At 70.1% G+C, this 20,094-nt stretch carries 16 protein-coding genes; 3 read left to right on the top strand and 13 right to left on the bottom strand.

Going from position 1 to position 20,094, the window contains the following annotated elements:
- Positions 1-45: 45 nt before the first annotated feature.
- From NRF20_RS11115 to NRF20_RS11080, 8 genes are all read right to left on the bottom strand, one after another.
- Entirely contained in the window at positions 46-1,068 is a 1,023-nt protein-coding gene (locus NRF20_RS11115) for a Gfo/Idh/MocA family oxidoreductase (protein WP_398629811.1), read from the bottom strand.
- Positions 1,065-2,192 (bottom strand): DegT/DnrJ/EryC1/StrS family aminotransferase, encoded by a 1,128-nt coding sequence (locus tag NRF20_RS11110; RefSeq protein WP_413752503.1) that lies wholly within the window; start codon positions 2,190-2,192, stop codon positions 1,065-1,067. The genes NRF20_RS11115 and NRF20_RS11110 overlap by 4 nt, the downstream gene beginning before the upstream one ends.
- A 9-nt stretch (positions 2,193-2,201) precedes the next feature.
- Positions 2,202-3,941: a stealth family protein gene (locus tag NRF20_RS11105; protein ID WP_413752502.1), complete on the bottom strand. Its 1,740-nt coding sequence runs from the start codon at positions 3,939-3,941 to the stop codon at positions 2,202-2,204.
- A gap of 380 nt (positions 3,942-4,321) precedes the next feature.
- A complete protein-coding gene (locus tag NRF20_RS11100; RefSeq protein ID WP_413752501.1) occupies positions 4,322-6,460 on the bottom strand; it encodes a 3-hydroxyacyl-CoA dehydrogenase NAD-binding domain-containing protein in 2,139 nt (712 codons plus the stop codon).
- Positions 6,457-7,686 (bottom strand): thiolase family protein, encoded by a 1,230-nt coding sequence (locus NRF20_RS11095; RefSeq protein ID WP_413752500.1) that lies wholly within the window; start codon positions 7,684-7,686, stop codon positions 6,457-6,459. Before NRF20_RS11095 ends, NRF20_RS11100 begins: the two co-directional genes overlap by 4 nt.
- 304 nt (positions 7,687-7,990) lie before the next feature.
- Positions 7,991-9,265 carry an HRDC domain-containing protein gene (locus NRF20_RS11090; protein ID WP_413752499.1) on the bottom strand — a complete coding sequence of 425 codons (1,275 nt, stop codon included), beginning with the start codon at positions 9,263-9,265 and terminating at the stop codon, positions 7,991-7,993.
- 117 nt (positions 9,266-9,382) lie between these two features.
- Entirely contained in the window at positions 9,383-10,045 is a 663-nt protein-coding gene (locus NRF20_RS11085; protein ID WP_093899280.1) for a helix-turn-helix transcriptional regulator, read from the bottom strand.
- Between the two features lie 250 nt (positions 10,046-10,295).
- Positions 10,296-10,955, bottom strand: coding sequence for a DUF3000 domain-containing protein (locus NRF20_RS11080; protein ID WP_398629816.1), 660 nt, complete (start codon positions 10,953-10,955; stop codon positions 10,296-10,298).
- A gap of 91 nt (positions 10,956-11,046) precedes the next feature.
- Here NRF20_RS11080 and hemE point away from each other — a divergent pair, with 91 nt between their 5' ends.
- A complete protein-coding gene (gene hemE, locus NRF20_RS11075; RefSeq protein ID WP_413752498.1) occupies positions 11,047-12,120 on the top strand; it encodes a uroporphyrinogen decarboxylase in 1,074 nt (357 codons plus the stop codon).
- 28 nt (positions 12,121-12,148) lie between these two features.
- Here hemE and NRF20_RS11070 read toward each other — a convergent pair whose 3' ends face one another.
- Positions 12,149-13,537: an FAD-dependent oxidoreductase gene (locus NRF20_RS11070; RefSeq protein WP_398629818.1), complete on the bottom strand. Its 1,389-nt coding sequence runs from the start codon at positions 13,535-13,537 to the stop codon at positions 12,149-12,151.
- A 37-nt stretch (positions 13,538-13,574) separates the two neighbouring features.
- Positions 13,575-14,546, bottom strand: coding sequence for a DUF4349 domain-containing protein (locus NRF20_RS11065; protein ID WP_398629819.1), 972 nt, complete (start codon positions 14,544-14,546; stop codon positions 13,575-13,577).
- Between the two features lie 127 nt (positions 14,547-14,673).
- Here NRF20_RS11065 and hemG point away from each other — a divergent pair, with 127 nt between their 5' ends.
- Both hemG and hemQ read left to right on the top strand, forming a co-directional pair.
- Positions 14,674-16,161, top strand: coding sequence for a protoporphyrinogen oxidase (hemG, locus tag NRF20_RS11060; RefSeq protein WP_398629820.1), 1,488 nt, complete (start codon positions 14,674-14,676; stop codon positions 16,159-16,161).
- 4 nt (positions 16,162-16,165) lie between these two features.
- Positions 16,166-16,879: a hydrogen peroxide-dependent heme synthase gene (gene hemQ / locus NRF20_RS11055; protein ID WP_114247285.1), complete on the top strand. Its 714-nt coding sequence runs from the start codon at positions 16,166-16,168 to the stop codon at positions 16,877-16,879.
- 249 nt (positions 16,880-17,128) lie between these two features.
- Here hemQ and NRF20_RS11050 read toward each other — a convergent pair whose 3' ends face one another.
- The 3 genes from NRF20_RS11050 to NRF20_RS11040 form a co-directional block, all read right to left on the bottom strand.
- Entirely contained in the window at positions 17,129-17,671 is a 543-nt protein-coding gene (locus tag NRF20_RS11050) for a DoxX family protein (protein WP_398629978.1), read from the bottom strand.
- A gap of 451 nt (positions 17,672-18,122) precedes the next feature.
- Positions 18,123-18,917, bottom strand: coding sequence for a TIGR04222 domain-containing membrane protein (locus tag NRF20_RS11045; protein ID WP_398629821.1), 795 nt, complete (start codon positions 18,915-18,917; stop codon positions 18,123-18,125).
- A 97-nt stretch (positions 18,918-19,014) separates the two neighbouring features.
- Positions 19,015-20,091 (bottom strand): TIGR04222 domain-containing membrane protein, encoded by a 1,077-nt coding sequence (locus NRF20_RS11040; protein ID WP_413752497.1) that lies wholly within the window; start codon positions 20,089-20,091, stop codon positions 19,015-19,017.
- Positions 20,092-20,094: the final 3 nt, after the last annotated feature.

The following is a 20,094-nucleotide window of genomic DNA, read 5'->3' as shown; positions in this document are numbered from 1 at the left end:
GTCGGGCCCGGGGCCTGCGGGACAGGACCCCGGGTGCCGGACGAGTCAGACGGAGGCCAGCGGCTGGCCGGGCGTCAGATCGACGGCGGTCCTGCTCGCGGCCGCCGAGAGTACGGCTTCGGCCACCGCGACAGTCCCGGTGGCCTGCTCCAGCGTCACGATGTCGGCCTCCTTGCCGAGCACGGCGTCACGGAAGGTTTCGTGCTCGACGAGCAGGGGTTCGCGCTTGACGATCGCGTAGCGCGTCACGTCACCCTCGGAGACGCCCCGGAACTGCCGCAGTCCCTCCCACTCGGTGGGCTGCGAGCCGTTCGCGTAGAACCACAGGTCCGCGGTGAGAGTGTCGGCCACGAAGCAGCCGTGCTCACCCGTCACGATGGTTACCCGCTCCTTGAGCGGGGACAGCCAGTTGACGAGATGGCTGGTGACGGCCCCGCCCGAGAGGTGTCCGACGAACGCCACCATGTCCTCATGAGCCCGGCCGCTGCGCGAAACGGTTGCCGAACTCACCGACTCATAACGGCTGTTGGTCAGCCATGCGGTCAGGTCGATGTCGTGCGTGGCCAGGTCGTACACCACGCCGACGTCCGCGATACGGGCCGGGAAGGGGCCCTGACGGCGTGTCACTACCTGGTAGATGTCGCCGAGTTCGCCCAGATCCAGACGAGCGCGCAGCTCGCGGAGGGCCGGGTTGAAGCGCTCGATGTGACCGACGCCGGCCACCAGGCCGCGTTCCTCGAAGGCCCGCCTGATCGTCTCGGCCGATCGCACCGAGGGGGCGATCGGCTTCTCGATGAGAACGTGGATACCACGTCCGGCCAGATCGAGGGCGACCTCTTCGTGCAGCGCCGTGGGGCAGGCGACGACCGCGTAGTCGATCCCTTCGGCCGCGAGCTCGGCCACCGAGCGCACCACGGGCACGCCCGAGGGGGCGCTGCTCGGGTCGGCCACCGGGTCCGCCACGGCGACGAGTTCGACGCCCTCCAGACCGTGCATGACACGGGCGTGGTTGCGGCCCATCGAGCCGAGGCCGATCAGTCCTGCCCGCAGCGGCTTCTGCGTGCTCATGCCTGGCCTCCCACGACCTCGTTGACGGTGGCGATCAGGCGGTCGAGCTCCTGCGACGTGAGCATCGGATGGACGGGTATGGAGAGCGCCTCCGCCGCGGCCCGCTCGGTCTCGGGCAGATCGCCGACGGCGTATCCGAGCGCCTTCTCGCCGGTCGCGAACGGCGCCAGACGGTGCACCGGAGTGGGGTAGTAGACGGCGTTGCCGATGCCCCGCTCCTGCAGTTCGCGCGATACCGCGTCGCGGTGCTCGCTGCTCCCGTCGCCCACTCGGATCGTGTACTGGTGATAGACGTGCTCCGCCCCTTCCGCGACCGGCGGGGTGACCACTGCGCGCAGACCGGCGTCGAGTGCGGCCGCGTTGGCCCGGCGCTGCTGCGTCCAGGTGTCGAGACTGCGCAGCTGTACGCGGCCGATCGCGGCGGCGACATCGGTCAGCCGGACGTTGAAACCGACGATCTCGTTGGCGTACCGCTGCTCCATGCCCTGGTTGCGCAGCAGACGGAGGGTTCGGGCGACCGCGGCGTCGCCCGTGGTGACCATGCCGCCTTCGAGGCTGTGCATGTTCTTGGTCGGGTAGAAGCTGAAGCAGGCGGCTGCACCGAAAGCACCCACCGGCGTGCCGTCCAGCGAGGCGCTGTGGGCCTGTGCCGCGTCCTCGACGATCGCGATACCGTGCCGCTCGGCCAGCGCGGTGAACCGGCCCATCGCGGCCGGATGCCCGTAGAGGTGCACGGGCATGATCGCCGCGGTGCGCGGGGTGATCGCGGCCTCGGCCGCCTGCGGGGAGAGGCAGAAGCTGTCGCGCTCGATGTCCGCGAAGACCGGGGTCGCGCCGACCAGGCGGACGGCGTTGGCGGTTGCCGCGAAGGTGAAGGACGGGACGATCACTTCATCGCCGGGACCGATGCCGAGCGCCATCAGCGACAGGTGCAGCGCACTGGTACCGGAGTTGACCGCGACGCAGTGCCGGCCGTCGACGAACTTCGAGAACTCCTCCTCGAAGGCGGCGACCTCGGGGCCCTGGGCGACCATGCCGCTGCGCAGTACGCGTACAGCGGCCTCGATCTCGTCCTCTCCGATCACCGGAGCTGCTGCGCGGATCACGCGCTGGTCATTGGTCATCGTTCCACTTCACAAAGGTCGGGGTGCTGGGTGTTGCTCAAAGCGGCCGGTGTCCAACCGGTTCGCGGGAGGCTGTGGCGAGCCCGGTCCGGGTCGCTCGTAGGGGCTGGGTACGGGGAAGTAGCTCTCCAGGAAGGTCTTCAGCATCGACGTGCGGGCCTCCGCCGTGTCGGGGTCGTCCACCGTGTCGTTGATGCAGAAGGTGTGGTAGTCGCGCTGGGCGAGCAGGCGGTTCAGATGCCGTCCGGTGTTCGGCGCGGCCAGATCCAGGTAGGTGTAGCGGATCTTTCCCGTCACGGAACGGCTCGTCTGCTGCCCGTAGTAGTGGTGCAGCGAGGAGGTGATCGACAGGTCGCTGGAACTGCGGAACCGCGAGTGCTGGGTCAGCCGGTGCTCGGCCGCGTACCGCTCTTCGATCTCCTGGAGGATGTCGCGGCGCAGCGAGTGCGGCACATGCTTCATCTTCCTTGTCAGTACCCGGTCGAAGGTCCCGGCTATGACGACGCGGTTGTTCTTCGCGGCGATCTCCGACGGCGGGTCCTGCGGCGAGGGCGGGGTCATCGGGACCAGCGCGTTGGAGGGAAAGTACTTCGAGAGTCCATTGGCGTGGAAGAACTCTCCCGGCGTGACGCTGCGGCCGAGGAAGACGTCGTCGTTGAAGTACAGGAAGTGGTCGGAGAGGCCGGGAATGTGGTGCAGCTGGCTCTCGATGGCATGCGAGTTGAAGGTCGGCAGCGCGGTGGCGTCGGTGAAGATGTCGCGGTGGTGGACGACCTTCACGCCGGGGTGATCGCTGTTCAGCCAGGCCGGCACCTGACCGTCCGTGACCAGGTAGATGGTGCGCAGCCAGGGGGCGAACTGGTGCAGTGAACGCAAGGAGTAGCGCAGTTCGTCGCGGCTGGTGAAGCGTGCGGCGCTGACGGCCTGCTCGTGGTAGTCGGTACGGCCCAGGGCGGTGGCCCTGCGGCGGATCCACTCCGGGTCGGCTCCGTCCACCCAGGTGTAGACGGCGTCCACTGGGAAGGTGACTTCGTCCGGGAGGGAGAGCGTGAACTCCGACCGGGTATCCACCTGCGGTGGGGTGCCCACAGTGCCGCTGATCGGTCCGGTGAAGTGGCTGACCGGTACCTGCACGGCACTCTCGGCGGCGACCACGGCCGTGGCGGTGAGGTTGGGGACGGGGGCGATCAGCAGGCCCTTGTCCTCGGCCCAGAACTCGATGATGCAGGCGTGGTTGGGCCCCAGAGTCCAGCGCCCCATAGGGTCGGTGAGCAGCCACCAGATGCGCAGAATCGTTTCCTCGCCGAGCTGCGACCAGGAGCCTCGCTGATCCGCGCGCAGCGGGCGGCCCCCCGTCGCGCCGCCCGCGAGCAGCGCGCCCTCGGTGAGCGGGCTCACCCGCAGCGCTCGTTCGGCCCGGGCTCGTTCGCTCGTGGGGACCGCGACGGCGGTCATCGTGACGGAATTGCCGCGCACGCAGAAGTGCGGGATGCCGTGGCGCTCCAGGACCTCGCAGACGCGCAGGAGGTTGGTGGCCCGGGCGACGGAGGCTGTCAGGCCTTCGGTGATCTCGGCGGCCCGTACCTTGCGTCCGGACCAGACCAGTCGTACGCCGGCCCGGCGTGCGTCCCGGCGGAGCCGCTTGCCGAGTCGCAGGGCCAGGTGTTTGCGCAGGCCGCGCCAGGCGCCGCCCAGGCCCGCGAGGCACTGCTGAAGGAACAGCCGACTGTCCGCCGGGAAGATCCTCACGAGCCGCCGTCGCAGCGCATGGGGCAGGAGACGCCTGTAAAAGCGCACCAGTGTAGAGGCCTCGGGATTACCCATCGCTCGACTACCTCATGCTCCCCCGCTCTGCCTCTGGCCGAGCGACCACTACCGGTGACAAGGACATGCTCATCTGCTCGATCCGGCGGAGTGTGGGGGTGGACGTCCACCGTTCAGTGCTGCCGAGTGAAACAAACATGTCGTAGGGGTGAAGATTAACAAGAATCTAAGGTTGAGTCTGCAAGTAAAAGGTTCCGATCCGGCTACGTTTCGGACTTTTGGTACGCGAAAGCGGGCCGTACGAGGGGTTCGTACGGCCCGCCGGGGTTCCGCTTGTGTGTATTTCGTGGACGTGCGTCAGCTGATCAGTCGCACTGAGCCGGAACGCTCGCCACGCCCGGCTCCAGGAACTTCTTGCCGTTGACCCGCTCCGAGACGCCCTCACGGTCCAGGTATGGCGTGATGCCGCCCAGGTGGAAGGGCCAGCCCGCACCGGTGATCAGGCAGAGGTCGATGTCCTGGGCCTCGGCGACGACGCCCTCGTCCAGCATCAGACCGATCTCCTGCGCCACCGCGTCCAGGACGCGGTCGCGGACCTGCTCCCCGGACAGGACGACATCGCCCTGCTTGAGGAGCGCGGCGACCTCCGGGTCCAGCTCCGGCTTACCGGAGTCGTACACGTAGAAGCCGCGCTTGCCGGCCTTGACCACCGCGGCCAGGTTCTCGGAGACGGTGAAACGCTCCGGGAAGGCGCGGTTCAGGGTCTCGGAGACATGCAGACCGATGGCCGGGCCGACCAGCTCCAGGAGGACCAACGGGGACATCGGCAGGCCGAGGGGCTCGATCGCCTTCTCGGCGACCTCGACCGACGTGCCCTCGTCGATGACGTTCTGGATCTCGCCCATGAAGCGGGTGAGGATGCGGTTGACGACGAACGCCGGGGCGTCCTTCACCAGCACCGCGGTCTTCTTCAGCTTCCGTGCCACACCGAACGCCGTGGCCAGCGAGGCGTCGTCGGTCTGCTCGCCGCGGACGATCTCCAGCAGCGGGAGGATCGCGACCGGGTTGAAGAAGTGGAAGCCGACGACCCGCTCCGGGTGCTGCAGCTTCGACGCCATCTCGGTGACCGAGAGGGACGAGGTGTTGGTGGCGAGGATCGCGTGCGCCGGGGCGACCGCCTCGACCTCCGCGAACACCTGCTGCTTGACGCCGATCTCCTCGAAGACGGCCTCGATGATGAAGTCGGCGTCGGAGAAGCCCTCGGCCTTGTCCAGCACACCGGAGACCAGGGCCTTGAGGCGGTTGGCCTTGTCCTGGTTGATCCGGCCCTTGCCCAGCAGCTTCTCGATCTCGGCGTGGACATAGCCCACACCCTTGTCGACGCGCTCCTGGTCGATGTCGGTCAGGACGACCGGCACCTCCAGGCGGCGGAGGAACAGCAGCGCCAGCTGCGAGGCCATCAGACCGGCACCGACGACGCCGACCTTGGTGACCGGGCGGGCCAGGGCCTTGTCCGGAGCACCGGCCGGGCGCTTGGCGCGCTTCTGGACCAGGTTGAAGGCGTAGATCCCGGAGCGCAGCTCGCCGCCCATGATCAGGTCCGCGAGCGCCTGGTCCTCGGCGTCGAAGCCGGCACTCAGGTCGCCGTCCTTCGCCGCGGCGATGATGTCCAGCGCGCGGTACGCGGCCGGGGCGGCACCGTGCACCTTGGAGTCGGCGATGGCCTTGCCACGGGCGACGGCCTGGTCCCAGGCGTCACCGCGGTCGACCTCGGGACGCTCCACCGTGACCGTGCCGTTCAGCACGTTCGCGGTCCAGATCAGCGACTGCTCCAGGAAGTCCGCACCCTCGAAGAGGGCGTCGGCGATCCCGAGCTCGAAGACCTGCTTGCCCTTGAGCTGGCGGTTCTGGTTCAGCGAGTTCTCGATGATCACGGAGACCGCACGGTCGGCACCGATCAGATTCGGCAGCAGTGCGCAGCCGCCCCAGCCGGGGACCAGACCGAGGAAGACCTCGGGCAGCGAGAACGCGGGCAGCGCCTTGGAGACGGTGCGGTACGAGCAGTGCAGGCCGACCTCGACGCCGCCGCCCATCGCCGCGCCGTTGTAGTACGCGAACGTCGGGACCGCGAGGCCGGAGAGGCGGCGGAAGACGTCGTGGCCGCCCTTGCCGATGGCGAGCGCGTCGTCGTGGTTCTTCAGCAGCTCGACGCCCTTGAGGTCGGCGCCGACCGCGAAGATGAACGGCTTGCCGGTGATGCCGATACCGGCGATCGCACCCTCGGCGGCCTCCTTCTCGACCTGGTCGATGGCGGCGTTCAGGTTCGCCAGCGACTGCGGTCCGAAGGTGGTCGGCTTGGTGTGGTCCAGGCCGTTGTCCAGCGTGATGAGGGCGAACCTGCCCGCGGCCGCCGGCAGGTCGAGGTGGCGTACGTGCGCCTGCGTGACGACCTCGCCCGGGAACAGCTCGGCCGCGCCCTTCAGAAGCTCAGTGGTGGAGCTCACTTCTTGCCTCCGTCTGCCTTGTCGAAGTGCGGGTTCTCCCAGATGACCGTCGCGCCCATGCCGAAGCCGACGCACATGGTCGTCAGGCCGTAGCGGACTTCTCGCTGCTCCTCGAACTGACGGGCCAGCTGTGTCATCAGACGCACACCGGACGAGGCCAGCGGGTGACCGTACGCAATGGCGCCGCCGTACTGGTTGACGCGCGCGTCGTCGTCGGCGATGCCGTAGTGGTCGAGGAAGGCGAGCACCTGGACGGCGAACGCCTCGTTGATCTCGAACAGACCGATGTCACCGATCGACAGACCGGCCTTGGCGAGGGCCTTCTCCGTCGACGGGATCGGGCCGTACCCCATGACCTCGGGCTCGACACCGGCGAAGGCGTACGAGACGAGGCGCATCTTGACCGGGAGGCCGAGCTCGCGGGCGACGTCCTCGGCGGCGAGCAGCGAGGCGGTGGCGCCGTCGTTGAGACCCGCGGCGTTACCGGCGGTGACGCGGCCGTGGGGGCGGAACGGGGTCTTCAGACCGGCCAGGGACTCCAGCGTGGTGCCCGGACGCATCGGCTCATCGGCGGTGACCAGGCCCCAGCCCGTCTCGCCGGCCTCGGCGTTTGTGCGGCGCACGGAGATCGGCACCAGGTCCTGCTGGATCTTGCCGTTGGCGTACGCCTTGGCGGCCTTCTCCTGCGAGCGGACCGCGTACTCGTCGGCGCGGAGCTTGGTGATCTGCGGGTACCTGTCGTGCAGGTTCTCCGCGGTCATGCCCATGAACAGGGCGGACTCGTCGACCAGCTTCTCCGACACGAAGCGCGGGTTCGGGTCCACGCCCTCGCCCATCGGGTGGCGGCCCATGTGCTCGACACCACCGGCGACGACGACATCGTACGCGCCGAAGGCGATGGAGCCGGCCGTCGAGGTGACGGCGGTCAGGGCGCCCGCACACATGCGGTCGATGGAGTAACCGGGGACGGACTGTGGCAGACCGGCCAGGATCCCGGCGGTGCGGCCCAGCGTCAGACCCTGGTCGCCGATCTGGGTGGTCGCGGCGATGGCGACCTCATCGATCTTCGCGGGGTCCAGGGCCGGGTTGCGGCGCAGCAGCTCCCGGATGGCCTTCACGACGAGATCGTCGGCGCGGGTCTCGTGGTAGATGCCCTTCGGGCCCGCTTTGCCGAACGGGGTGCGGACGCCGTCGACGAAGACGACGTCCCGGATGGTACGAGGCACGGTGGCTCTCCTCCAGGGTGCGGGATGGCACTGCTGCAGGGCACGCCCACAGGCGCGCCGCTCCCCTCATGCTACTTGCGGGTAACCAGACTGCCCAGCCCTTGGGGCGGGAGCGGCGAAGGTCACATGCGGGTGGGGCGGGCGCGAGGGCCGTTTCGGCCTCGGACGCCGGCCGTGTCGAGGCTGCGCCGGAAAACGGCAATCGCCGGACGGGGCGGTGAAAGCAGCCCGTCCGGCGATTGAGGACAGAGTGCGGCCGGAGGCCGCGCAACCTGGCGTGATTACGACCCTCAGGGGCGAGCCCTCAGGCCGCCGACATCAGCGCTCGGACCAGGAGCGGGGTCACCTGTTCGATCTGCCAGCGCCGCGCACCGTACTCGGTGAGCGTGGACTCGATCGCGTCCGAGGTCGGATTCTTCGGCGGCTCCCAGCAGACCCGGCGCACCGTGTCCGGGGTGATCAGGTTCTCCTGCGGCATGTGGAGCCGCTCGGCGAGCTCCGACACCGCGGCGCGGGCGGCCGAGAGCCGGGCCGCTGCCGCCGGGTCCTTGTCCGCCCAGGCGCGGGGCGGCGGCGGACCGGCGAGGGTCTGGCCGGGCTGGGGGAGTTCGGCGTCCGGCAGCGCCTTGGCCCGGTCGATGGCCGCCTGCCACTGCTCGAGCTGACGCCGCCCCATGCGGTGGCCGAACCCGGGCAGCGCGGTCAGCGCATGCGTGTTCGGCGGAAGCGCGAGCGCCGCCTCGACGATCGCGGCGTCACCCAGCACCTTGCCGGGAGAGATGTCCCGGCGCCGGGCGACCTGGTCACGGGCGGTCCACAGCTCCCGTACCACCGCCATCTGACGGCGGCGGCGGACCTTGTGCATGCCGGAGGTGCGGCGCCACGGGTCCTTGCGCGGGGGAGCCGGCGGCGCCGAGGCGATCGCGTCGAACTCCTCCCGCGCCCACTCCAGCTTGCCCTGCCGGTCGAGCTCGTCCTCCAGGGCGTTGCGCAGATCGATCAGCAGCTCGACATCGAGCGCCGCATAGCGCAGCCACGGGTCGGGCAGCGGACGGGTTGACCAGTCGACGGCGGAGTGGCCCTTCTCCAGTGAGTACCCGAGCACGCTCTCGACCATGGCGCCGAGGCCGACCCGCGGGAAGCCGGCCAGCCGTCCGGCCAGTTCGGTGTCGAAGAGCCCGGTGGGAGTCATCCCTATTTCGCGCAGACAGGGCAGGTCCTGAGTGGCGGCGTGCAGGATCCACTCGCTGCCGCTCAGGGCGCTGCCGAGTCCTGACAGATCGGGGCAGCCGACAGGGTCGATCAGTGCGCTGCCCGCGCCGTCGCGGCGCAGCTGCACGAGATAGGCGCGCTGGCCGTAGCGGTAGCCGGAGGCGCGCTCGGCATCGACGGCCACCGGACCGGAGCCCGCGGCGAAGGCGGCGATCACCCGGGCGAGGGCGTCGTCGGATGCCACCACCGGGGGAATGCCCTCTCGAGGTTCGAGCAAGGGGATCGGCGCCGGGGCGACGTCGTCCGGGGGAGCGCCCCCGGTGGTTCGCAGTGAAGTGTCTGCTGCGGTCTCTTGGGCGTCGGTCACGTGTCAAGGGTATCTGTGTATGTACGGCGCCCGTCGACGGAACGTTCCGTCGACGGGCGCCGATGAATGTAAACCAGCCGGTGCGGCCGGCTGTGTGTACTTGCCGGGGTACGGGGGTCAGTGGATGATGCCCGTTCGCAGGGCGACGGCGACCATTCCTGCGCGGTCTCCGGTGCCGAGCTTGCGGGCGATTCGGGCGAGGTGGCTCTTGACGGTCAGGGCGGACAGGCCCATGGAGACGCCGATGGCCTTGTTGGACTGGCCTTCGGCGACCAGCCGGAGGACCTCGACCTCGCGGCCGGACAGTTCGCGGTAGCCGCCCGGGTGGCTCGGGGTGCCGGGGGGGCGGCGGTGCATACGGGCGGCAGTGGCGCCGATGGGAGCGACGCCGGGACGGGTGGGGTGGCCGATATTGGTTCGGGTGCCGGTGACGACGTAGCCCTTCACGCCGCCCGCGAGGGCGTTGCGTACGGCGCCGATGTCATCGGCGGCGGAGAGGGCGAGGCCGTTCGGCCAGCCGGCGGCTCGGGTCTCGGACAACAGGGTCAGCCCGGAACCGTCGGGCAGGTGGACGTCGGCTACGCAGATGTCGCGTGGATTGCCGACGCGGGGACGGGCCTCCGCGATGGACGACGCCTCGATGACGTCACGTACTCCGAGTGCCCACAGATGGCGGGTGACGGTGGAACGGACGCGCGGGTCGGCCACGACGACCATGGCCGTCGGCTTGTTCGGGCGGTAGGCGACCAGGCTTGCGGGCTGCTCTAGGAGAACGGACACCAGGCCTCCTGGGGAGTGGCGGGACGGGCCGGCTCGGGGATGAAGCCGGGGCGAACCGTGCTTGAAGGGTCATTGACCTCTTCGGCAGCAGAGCCGTCCTCCTTTAGAGGAAGATCACTATTTGGTGAGTAACAATTCGGGCAAATCGGACACGCGATCGATTGTACGAAAAAATTGCCGGTGACATTGCGACGGTTGTGACGCAGTGTTACCGGCAAGGGGAAGGGTTCGGGGCAGATTCAGGACAGGTTCAGGGAACCTGGGGGCCGCGCCGCTGGGGGAGTGTCACCACCGCGGCATCGGCGGGGCCGGATGGTGGCAGGCCGGCGATCTGACACAGCAGATCGCCCCACGCCATCAGATGCGCCGCCGTGTCCGGCACCCCGCCGCGGCCCTCGCGCGGTGTCCATGACGCCCGGATCTCGATCTGCGTCGCCGGGCGTCTTGTGGCCAGTGTGCCGAAGTAGTGCGACCCCGCCCGGGTCACCGTGCCGCCCGCCTCCCCGTACGACAGACCGCGCGCCTCCAGCGCGCCGGTCAGCCATGACCAGCACACCTCCGGCAGCAGCGGATCGGAGGCCATCTCCGGCTCCAGCTCGGCCCGTACCAGCGTCACCAGGCGGAAAGTGCCGTGCCAGGCGTCGTGCCCGGCCGGATCGTGGAGCAGTACGAGGCGGCCGTCGGCGAGATCGTCCTCGCCGTCCACGACCGCGGCCTCCAGTGCGTACGCGTACGGGGCGAGCCGCTTGGGCGGCCGCGTCGGCTCCACTTCCAGCTCGGGACGCAGCCGCGCCGAGCGCAGCGCGTCCACTGCCGACCGGAACGCGGGCGGGACGGAATCACCCTCCGCGCTGTCCTTGCTGTCAGCGCCATCGGTTTGATCGGAGAACTGTCCCTGAGCCGGAGCCATGCGGGGAAGAGTAGGCGGAACCGGAGCCTCGCGCAGGGAGGGACACCCGGGCGGGCCCGGCTGCTTGCGGCTTCGTGCGAAGATTCTGTGTGTGAGTGCCAACGACCGCCCCATGGGCCAGCAGACGAAGACATCCACCACCCATGAGTCGGCGTTCCTGAAGGCGTGCCGCCGCGAGCCCGTGCCGCATACGCCGGTCTGGTTCATGCGCCAGGCAGGGCGTTCGCTGCCGGAGTACCTGAAGGTGCGCGAGGGCATCCCGATGCTCGACTCCTGCATGATGCCGGAGCTGGTCGCGGAGATCACGATGCAGCCCGTCCGCCGCCACAAGGTCGACGCCGCGATCTACTACAGCGACATCGTCGTACCGCTCAAGGCCATCGGGATCGACCTCGACATCAAGCCCGGCGTCGGCCCGGTCATCGCCGACCCGATCCGCACCCGCGCCGATCTGGCCCGGCTGCGCGACCTCACGCCCGAGGACGTCGGCTACGTCACCGAGGCCATCGGCCTGCTCACCGCCGAACTGGGCTCCACCCCGCTCATCGGCTTCGCGGGCGCGCCCTTCACGCTCGCGAGCTACCTCGTGGAGGGCGGCCCGTCCCGCAACCACGAGCACACCAAGGCCCTGATGTACGGCGACCCGCAGCTCTGGGCGGATCTGCTCGACCGGCTCGCCGAGATCACCGGCGCCTTCCTCAAGGTCCAGATCGAGGCCGGCGCCTCGGCCGTCCAGCTCTTCGACTCCTGGGTGGGCGCGCTGGCCCCCGCCGACTATCGGCGTTCGGTGCTCCCCGCCTCGGCGAAGGTCTTCGAGGCCGTCGCCCCGTACGGGGTCCCGCGCATCCACTTCGGTGTCGGCACCGGCGAACTCCTCGGCCTGATGGGCGAGGCGGGCGCGGATGTCGTCGGCGTCGACTGGCGGGTTCCCATGGACGAGGCCGCGCGCCGCGTCGGCCCCGGCAAGGCGCTCCAGGGCAACCTCGACCCCGCGGTGCTGTTCGCGCCGACGGCGACGGTGGAGGAGAAGACCCAGGAGGTGCTGGACGCGGCCGCAGGTCTCGAGGGCCATGTCTTCAACCTGGGCCACGGCGTCATGCCGTCGATGGACCCGGACGCGCTGACGCGGCTCGTGGAGTACGTGCACGAACGGACCGCGCGCTGAGCGGGAGAGGACACCGGGCACCGCGCACTCAGGCGGTGCCCGCCCTCCGCAGTGCCGTCACCGCCTTGCGGGCCGCCACCAGGACGGGGTCCCAGACCGGTGAGAACGGCGGGGCGTAGCCCAGGTCCAGGGCGGTCATCTGGTCCACCGTCATCCCGGCCGTGAGTGCCACGGCCGCGATGTCCACGCGCTTGGCCGCCCCCTCCCGGCCCACGATCTGCACACCGAGGAGCCGCCCCGTGCGGTACTCCGCGAGCATCTTCACCGTCATGGGCTGCGCCCCCGGGTAGTAGCCCGCCCGGCCCGTCGACTCGATCGTCGCCGTGACGAACCGCAGGCCCACCGCGCGGGCGTCCTTCTCCCGCAGCCCGGTGCGGGCGATCTCCAGATCGCACACCTTGCTCACCGCGGTGCCCACCACCCCCGGAAACGTCCCGTAGCCGCCGCCCGCATTGGCCCCGATGATCTGGCCGTGCTTGTTGGCATGGGTGCCCAGCGCGATATGGCGGGTACGGCCCGCCACCAGGTCGAGGACCTCGACACAGTCGCCGCCCGCATAGATGTTGTCGTGCCCGACGACCCGCATCGACAGATCGGTGAGCAGGCCGCCGTGCGGGCCCAGCGGGAGGCCGACGGCCCGCGCCAGCGTCGTCTCCGGCTCCACACCGATACCGAGCACCACCACGTCCGCCGGGTAGGAGGTGTCGCCCGCAGCGACGGCGCGGACCCGGCCGTCCGGGCCGGTGCGGACCGCGGTGACCTCGGCCCGGTTGACCGTGGTGATGCCGAGGCCGTCCATCGCGTCATGGACCAGCCGCCCCATGTCGGGGTCGAGCGTCGCCATCGGTTGCTCGCCGCGGTTGAGCACGGTCACCTCGAAGCCGTGCTTCAGCATCGCTTCCGCCATCTCGACGCCGATGTAGCCCGCCCCGACGACGACCGCCCGCCTGCGCCCCGGCGCCACCCGGTCCAGCGACTCCAGCAGCGCCTGCCCGTCGTCCAGCGTCTGCACCCCGTGCACCCCGGACGCGTCCATGCCGGGCAGCGCCGGACGCACCGGCCGGGCTCCCGTCGCGATCACCAGCTTGTCGAAGCCCGTCCAGTACGTCTCACCGGTCTCCCGGTCCAGGGCCCGCACCCGCTGACCGGCCACATCGATCTCGGTGATCTCTGTTCGCATCCGCAGGTCGATGTCGCGGGCCCGGTGCTCCTTCGGCGTACGGGCGATGAGGGCGTCCCGCTCCGCGACATCGCCACCGACCCAGTACGGGATGCCACAGGCGGAGTACGAGGTGAAATGGCCCCGCTCGAAGGCGACGATTTTCAGCTCGTCGGGACCCTTGAGCCTGCGGGCCTGGGACGCGGCGGACATGCCCGCCGCGTCACCGCCGATGACCACCAGTTGCTCCGCCGTCATGCCTGGTCCCTTCGACACCGAGTCCGAAGGGACCACGCTACGACGCCGGGGGCGTGGACGAGGACTCGGACCGCTCGGGCGCCCGCGGCGCGCGGCGTCCGGGCAGGCGGCCCGGGAGCAGCCGCCACAGCAGCAGGAGTACGGCGGCCGCGGCCAGGAACGGGGCCGCGGCACCCACCGCCATCGCGAGCCACCGCAGCATCGTGACGAACGCGTGCCAGCCGCCGCCGAGCGCGTCCAGGAAACCGGGGTCGTCGTCGCCGTCCTTCGTCACCGTCTCCGGCTCGGAGAGGTCGAGCGTGATCGTGGCGAGCGTGGTGCGGTCCTTCAGTGACTCCTGCTGCGCGAGCAGCGACTCCAAGGAGGCCTGACGACTGCTTAGTTCACCTTCCAGCGCGACCACGTCGGTGAGCTTCTCGGCCCGGTCCATCAGCTTGCGCACCCGCGCCACACTCGCCCGCTGGGTGGCGATCCGGCTCGCCACGTCGACCACCTGGTCGGTGACGTCCTTCGCGGACGACGTGCGCGACAACAGCTTCCCGGCGCCCGCGAGATCCCGCAGCACCGCGTCGTACTCACCCTGCGGAACACGCAGCACGATATGTGACATTTCATGTGTGTCGTCGACCCGCTCCGTCTCCTCGCGGGCCACCAGACCGCCCGAACTCTCCGCGGCCGAGCGGGCGGCCGCGGCGGCCTTCGGAACGCTCTTCACCTCCACCGAGAGCGTGGCGGTACGGATGACATGGGTGCCGGCGGGCAGGGCGTCGGGCTTCTTCCGTTCCGCCGACGAACCGCCGGCCGCCTGCGGATCCTGCGCCGTCTTTCCGGCCGCGGCGCCCCGCTCGTCCGCGGAGATCGCCTTCTTGCTGTCCCCGGAACTCGCGTCGCTCGCGCTGTCGCCGGCGCCGCAGCCGCTCAGCGAGAGGAGGCCGGCCAGCAGCCCGGCGGCCAGGATCGCGCGCGAACGACGGACGGATGAACGGCCAGGATGCCGGTCTGTCTGCATAACTGCTCCCCCGAGGTGGGTGGTTGATGGTGCCGGTTCGACGCGCGGGGCGGTGGTGTGGGTTGCCTGATACCGGTTTCGAACCGGTCACGTTCAGGACTCGGAAGAGGTTTGAGAGAGTGGAGGCATGCAGCGTTCAATTAACCGCGCGGACACAGATACGGGTCATGTCGTCGTCATCGGCGGTGGTATCGCCGGTCTCGCCGCCGCCCACCGGCTCCTCGGGGCCGGGCTGCGGGTCACTCTCCTCGAGGCCACCGAACGGCTCGGCGGCAAACTCATGACCGGTGACATCGCGGGTACCCGGGTCGACCTGGGCGCCGAGTCGATGCTCGCCCGGCGCCCCGAAGCGGTCGCCCTGGCGCGCGCCGTCGGGCTCGGCGACCGCCTTCAGCCGCCTGCCACCGCCACCGCATCGGTCTGGACGCGCGACGCCCTGCGGCCCATGCCCAAGGGCCATGTGATGGGTGTACCGGGCGACCCGGCGGCGCTCAGCGGGGTGCTCTCTCCGGAGGGCCTCGCGCGCGTCGCACAGGAACGCGACCTCACCCCGACCACCGTCGGCGACGATGTCGCGGTCGGCGCGTACGTCGCCGACCGGCTGGGCCGCGAGGTCGTCGACCGGCTCGTGGAACCGCTGCTCGGCGGCGTGTACGCGGGCGATGCCTACCGGATCTCGATGCGTGCCGCCGTACCGCAGCTCTTCGAGGTGGTGCGGGAGGGCGGCTCGCTGCTCGACGGTGTCCGGCGCATCCAGGAGCGGGCCGCGGCCCGGCAGCAGACCGGACCGGTCTTCCAGGGCATCGACGGCGGCATCGGCACCCTGCCGTACGCGGTCGCCGACGCCGTACGCGCGGCGGGCGGGGAGATCCTGACCGCCACCCCCGTCCTCGGTCTGACCCGTACCACCGACGGCTGGGACGTTCGCACGGACACCCGGGTGATCACCGCCGACGGCATCGTGCTCGCCGCCCCGGCCTGGTCCGCCTCCACCCTGCTCGCGGCCGAGTCCCCGGCCGCCTCCGCCGAGCTCGCCGGTGTCGAGTACGCGTCGATGGCACTCGTCACCATGGCGTTTCGCCGCTCCGACGTGGCCGCCACCGGCGCACTCGACGGACGCTCCGGCTTCCTCGTGCCGCCGGTCGACGGCCGCACGATCAAGGCCTCCACCTTCTCCACCCACAAGTGGAACTGGGTCGCCGACTCCGCCCCCGACCTCTTCGTCCTGCGCACCTCCGTCGGCCGGTACGGCGAGGAGGACCACCTGCACCGCGAGGACAGCGAGCTGGTCGACGTATCGCTGCGTGACCTCGCCGAGGCGACCGGACTGGCCGCGAAGCCCGTGGACACCGAGGTCACCCGGTGGATCGGCGGACTGCCCCAGTACCCCGTGGGCCACCTCTCCCGGGTCGCCCGGATCCGTGACGAGGTCGCCAAGCTGCCCGGCCTGCGGGTCTGCGGAGCGGTCTACGACGGGGTCGGCATTCCGGCGTGCATCGCGAGCGCCCACCGTGCCGCCGACGAGATCGCCCGCGACCTCGCCGGCGGGTCCGGGGAAGAGATCATCGCCACGTCGACCCTGGTTCAGGGCACACGGAGCGAGGCGGGACAATAGCCGTATGAGTGCGCCTGAGAAGATCCCCAACGCCGGTAAGAAGGCCAAGGACCTCAACGAGGTCATCCGCTACACGCTGTGGTCCGTCTTCAAGCTGCGCGATGTCCTGCCTGCGGACCGTGCCGGTTACGCCGACGAGGTCCAGGAACTGTTCGACCAGCTCGCGGCCAAGGACATCACCGTCCGCGGCACCTACGACCTCTCCGGTCTGCGTGCCGACGCCGACATCATGATCTGGTGGCACGCCGAGACCGCGGACGAGCTGCAGGAGGCGTTCAACCTCTTCCGGCGCACCAAGCTGGGCCTGGCGCTGGAGCCGGTCTGGTCGAACATGGCGCTGCACCGCCCCGCCGAGTTCAACAAGTCGCACATCCCGGCGTTCCTGGCCGACGAGACGCCGCGCAACTACATCAGCGTCTACCCCTTCGTGCGCTCCTACGACTGGTACCTGCTGCCGGACGAGGACCGTCGCCGCATGCTCGCGGACCACGGCAAGATGGCCCGTGGCTACCCCGACGTCCGGGCCAACACCGTCGCCTCCTTCTCGCTCGGCGACTACGAGTGGATCCTCGCCTTCGAGGCCGACGAGCTGCACCGCATCGTCGACCTGATGCGCCACCTGCGGGCCTCCGAGGCGCGGATGCACGTCCGCGAGGAGGTTCCGTTCTACACGGGGCGCAGGAAGTCGGTTGCAGACCTGGTGGCCGGACTCGCGTAGCGAGCGGGCTCCGACCACCCCAACCCGGAAGATCAGACGACGGGCACCGGCGCGTTCCGTGCTGCCCGTCGTTCCAGCGACACCGGGTTCGGCTCCGGGTTCGCCGCAGGCTCCGACCTGCGGCGACCCCGGAACCCACAGAGAAGCACGCGGACCACGGTTCCCCTCTGCGGTGCTGTTGAAGGCGCGGTGCTCGAACGGGACAGCTGTCTCTTCGAGTTGCCCGCAGCACAGCCCGGAGTGGCGAGGCTAGAGACTCAGCGTGATGGCGGCGCCGATGCCGCCGAGACACAGCGCGAAGGCGGCTTCACGCCAACCGCCCTTTCCCCAGCGGAAGGGCCGGTCGAGAGCGAGCCGTCCGGGGCCGATGGCGGCGATGGCGAGTGCGACGACTGTGATGCACAGGTTGTACTCCACGCCACCCTGTGTTGCCCATAGACCGTGTGTCGCGCTGACGGTCACCATGGCGTTGATCATCACGCCGATCAGGGCAGCCGCCGCCAGTGGCGTGAACAGTCCCAGAGCCAGACCGATGCCTCCCAGGAACTCGGAGCCGCCGCCGATGGCGGCGTAGACCGTCCCGGGGCGGTAGCCCAGTGCGGCGAACCCCTCGCCCGTGGCGGTGAGGCCGTCACCACCGAATATTCCGAAGAGTTTCTGACTGCCGTGCCCCGCCATCAGCAGGCCGAACGTGATCCTGATGAGAAGCAGCCCGCAGTCCCCGGCGGACACCGCCGACCGCGCCGGGGCGTCGGCCGCAGGCTTGGGTGGGGCGCGCAGCCGCTCAACCATGTTCTTCACCGGGGGCTCTCTTCTGCTCCGAGGTTTCGGGGCGGTGCCGACCGACCACCAAGGAAACGGCAGGGCGGGTTCAGCCACTATGGCGTTTGCAAGGGAATGCCGTGGGCGGAAGACCGCGACGATGCCGGGACACAGTCGCAACAGTAAGTCCGCTGGACTGTCGCCACCGTTCTCGCATCAGTCCGGCCAGCCCGCCGGTCATTTTCATGAAACGTGAAATACGTGACGTCGGCTGGTCAATCTCCATCATTACTCCTTCCCTCCCCTGATGCCGAGCCTGCAGCGGGGGAGTGCATGAGTTACCTGCGGGAGAAGGTGACAACCGACTGGACCGGCTGTGATGCGGAGGCATCAGCCCGTCCTGGTGTCGGCCCGTCGTGCCACTGCTGTCCTTGCTTGTCAACGGCGGCCTCCATGACGGGAACTGACTCACCATCAGTGATCAGCTGGATGGACGATGGACCCCGAGCGCGGCCCGCAGCGCCGGATCGTCCACGGCGCGCACACCCCGCACGGCAATCGCCGCCAGGAGGCCATGGTCCTTTGACGCCGCCGGGATCTCGTTCGCGGCAAGCAGTCGCTGCCCGGCGGGTGAGGCCCAGGAGCTGTACGGATGGATCTCCATCCGGGCGATGACCAGACAGCCCAGCGTCAGTGCGAGCGGCAGTCCGAACCAGACGAGCAACGGGACCACCGGACCGTCTGCGCTGCGTTCCTGACCGGGTGTCAGCAGCGCGACAGCGCCCATCGCGACCACCAGCAGAGCCGCGCCGCGCACCGCCCGGACCGCGGCGGCGACATCGGTTCCGGCCCCGCCGGGGACGGCCAGGCCCGCGGCGACGAGCCGGTCGGCCAGGGCGCGCACGGTTTCGGCAGCCGCCGCGGCCGTCCGTACAGGCGGTATGGGGGACTGGCCCTGCGGACCGATGGCACGGATCACCGTGCGCTCCATCTCGTCCCGGCCCTCCGGGTCGAGAACCGTTGCCCACCCGGTGTGGGCGAGCAGCAGGCGCCGCCGCAGATGCATGGTGACCAGCGCCAGATCGACCACCCGGTGCGGGCCGCCGGCCAGGAACGCGGTCTCGTACAGGGTCAGTTCAGGGCCGTCCGGCACCTTCCGTACGGAATCCGCGGATGCGTCGTGCAGCAGCCCCGTGCGGGCGGCGACGATGCAGAGCCGGATGCACGAGATGGCTGCCGCACCCCATGCGACCAGCAGAAACAGTACCCAGAGCATGGCGGATTTCTATGCGGGACGGGCGTGGAACGCCAGGGCCTGTTCATCATACGGACGGTTCGGCGGCGTGGGACGAGTGGCGGGACTCCGCCGTCGCTCATGAGCTGCTGCCACAACTGGAGCCGCCACCGCAGCTGGAACCGCTGCTGCTGGAGCAACTGGAGCCGCTCGACCCGCCGCAGCCGGACCCGGAGCTGCAACTGGACCCCGAACCACAGCTCGACCCCGAACTGCACCCGCCACCACCACCACCACCTCCGCCGCCGCCACCTCCGCCGCCACCACCGCTGCTGCCACCACCACCATTGGCGCTTCCGCAGCTGCCGTTGCGGGGGCCCGTACCGGCGCACCACACCGCCGGTGCGACGAACATGCCGGAGGAGTCCGAGGACGAGCGCGAGCCCGAGTGCAGGGGCCGTCCCGCCGGGCGCATCCGGGCCGCCGCGATCAGCTGCGTCTGCAGTACGGGATCGGGGAGTGCCCGCAGTCCGTGCGTGGCCACCAGATGCGCCGGCTGCGGGTTGTACGCATGGGCGGTGCGGTACGCCTCGGCGGCCCGGCGCCCCGCCTCGGTGACCCGCCCCCGGGCGATGGCGGCGCAGACGAAGCCGATCGGGAAGCCGACCAGCAGGAAGGGGAGGACTTTGAAGATGAACGGTATGGAGAAGCCCACGTCGGCCGCGTAGTCGTTCACGGACTGCACAGCCGTCGTCACGGCCGTGAGCGGGATGGCCAGCACACAGACCAGCCCCTGCGCGATGCCCCAGCGGAGCCACGTACGGCTCGCCGTGGGCGAGGCCAGCAGACCGCGGGCCGCGAGCCCGTCGCCGATCTCCTGCACCGCGGGGTGCCGCATCACCGCGTCGCGCAGGGTGTGCAGTGCGCCACTGGGTGCCATGGAGTGCTCCTGGAGCACCGCACGCTCCACCGGGTCACGGGCGTCCACCTGCTGGACGGCGACGATGCCGGGACCGCCGATGGCGAGCCGCCCGTCCGTCTGCATCGCGGTGAGCGCGGTGTCCACCACCCTGCCCGGACCACCGTTCAGGAAAGCGACTTCGAAGAGGTCGTGGGCGGGGCCGCCGGACCCGCCACGGGCACGGGTGAGCCCCACGATCAGGAGGACCGAGGAGACCACGATGCCGAGATCCACCAGCAGTGCGAGGGTGTTCATGCC

The sequence above is a fragment of the Streptomyces sp. R-74717 genome (assembly GCF_047305335.1).
GTDB lineage: Bacteria > Actinomycetota > Actinomycetes > Streptomycetales > Streptomycetaceae > Streptomyces > Streptomyces atratus.
This window is presented reverse-complemented; position numbering and strand designations above follow the sequence as displayed.

Coding starts and splice junctions, on each gene's coding strand:
- NRF20_RS11110 (WP_413752503.1), bottom strand. CDS start 2,192: ATGACCAATGACCAGCGCGTGATCCGCGCAGCAGCTCCGGTGATCGGA.
- NRF20_RS11115 (WP_398629811.1), bottom strand. CDS start 1,068: ATGAGCACGCAGAAGCCGCTGCGGGCAGGACTGATCGGCCTCGGCTCG.
- NRF20_RS11070 (WP_398629818.1), bottom strand. CDS start 13,537: ATGACGGCGGAGCAACTGGTGGTCATCGGCGGTGACGCGGCGGGCATG.
- NRF20_RS11045 (WP_398629821.1), bottom strand. CDS start 18,917: ATGCTCTGGGTACTGTTTCTGCTGGTCGCATGGGGTGCGGCAGCCATC.
- NRF20_RS11065 (WP_398629819.1), bottom strand. CDS start 14,546: ATGCAGACAGACCGGCATCCTGGCCGTTCATCCGTCCGTCGTTCGCGC.
- hemG (WP_398629820.1), top strand. CDS start 14,674: ATGCAGCGTTCAATTAACCGCGCGGACACAGATACGGGTCATGTCGTC.
- NRF20_RS11080 (WP_398629816.1), bottom strand. CDS start 10,955: ATGGCTCCGGCTCAGGGACAGTTCTCCGATCAAACCGATGGCGCTGAC.
- NRF20_RS11050 (WP_398629978.1), bottom strand. CDS start 17,671: ATGGTTGAGCGGCTGCGCGCCCCACCCAAGCCTGCGGCCGACGCCCCG.
- hemQ (WP_114247285.1), top strand. CDS start 16,166: ATGAGTGCGCCTGAGAAGATCCCCAACGCCGGTAAGAAGGCCAAGGAC.
- NRF20_RS11040 (WP_413752497.1), bottom strand. CDS start 20,091: ATGAACACCCTCGCACTGCTGGTGGATCTCGGCATCGTGGTCTCCTCG.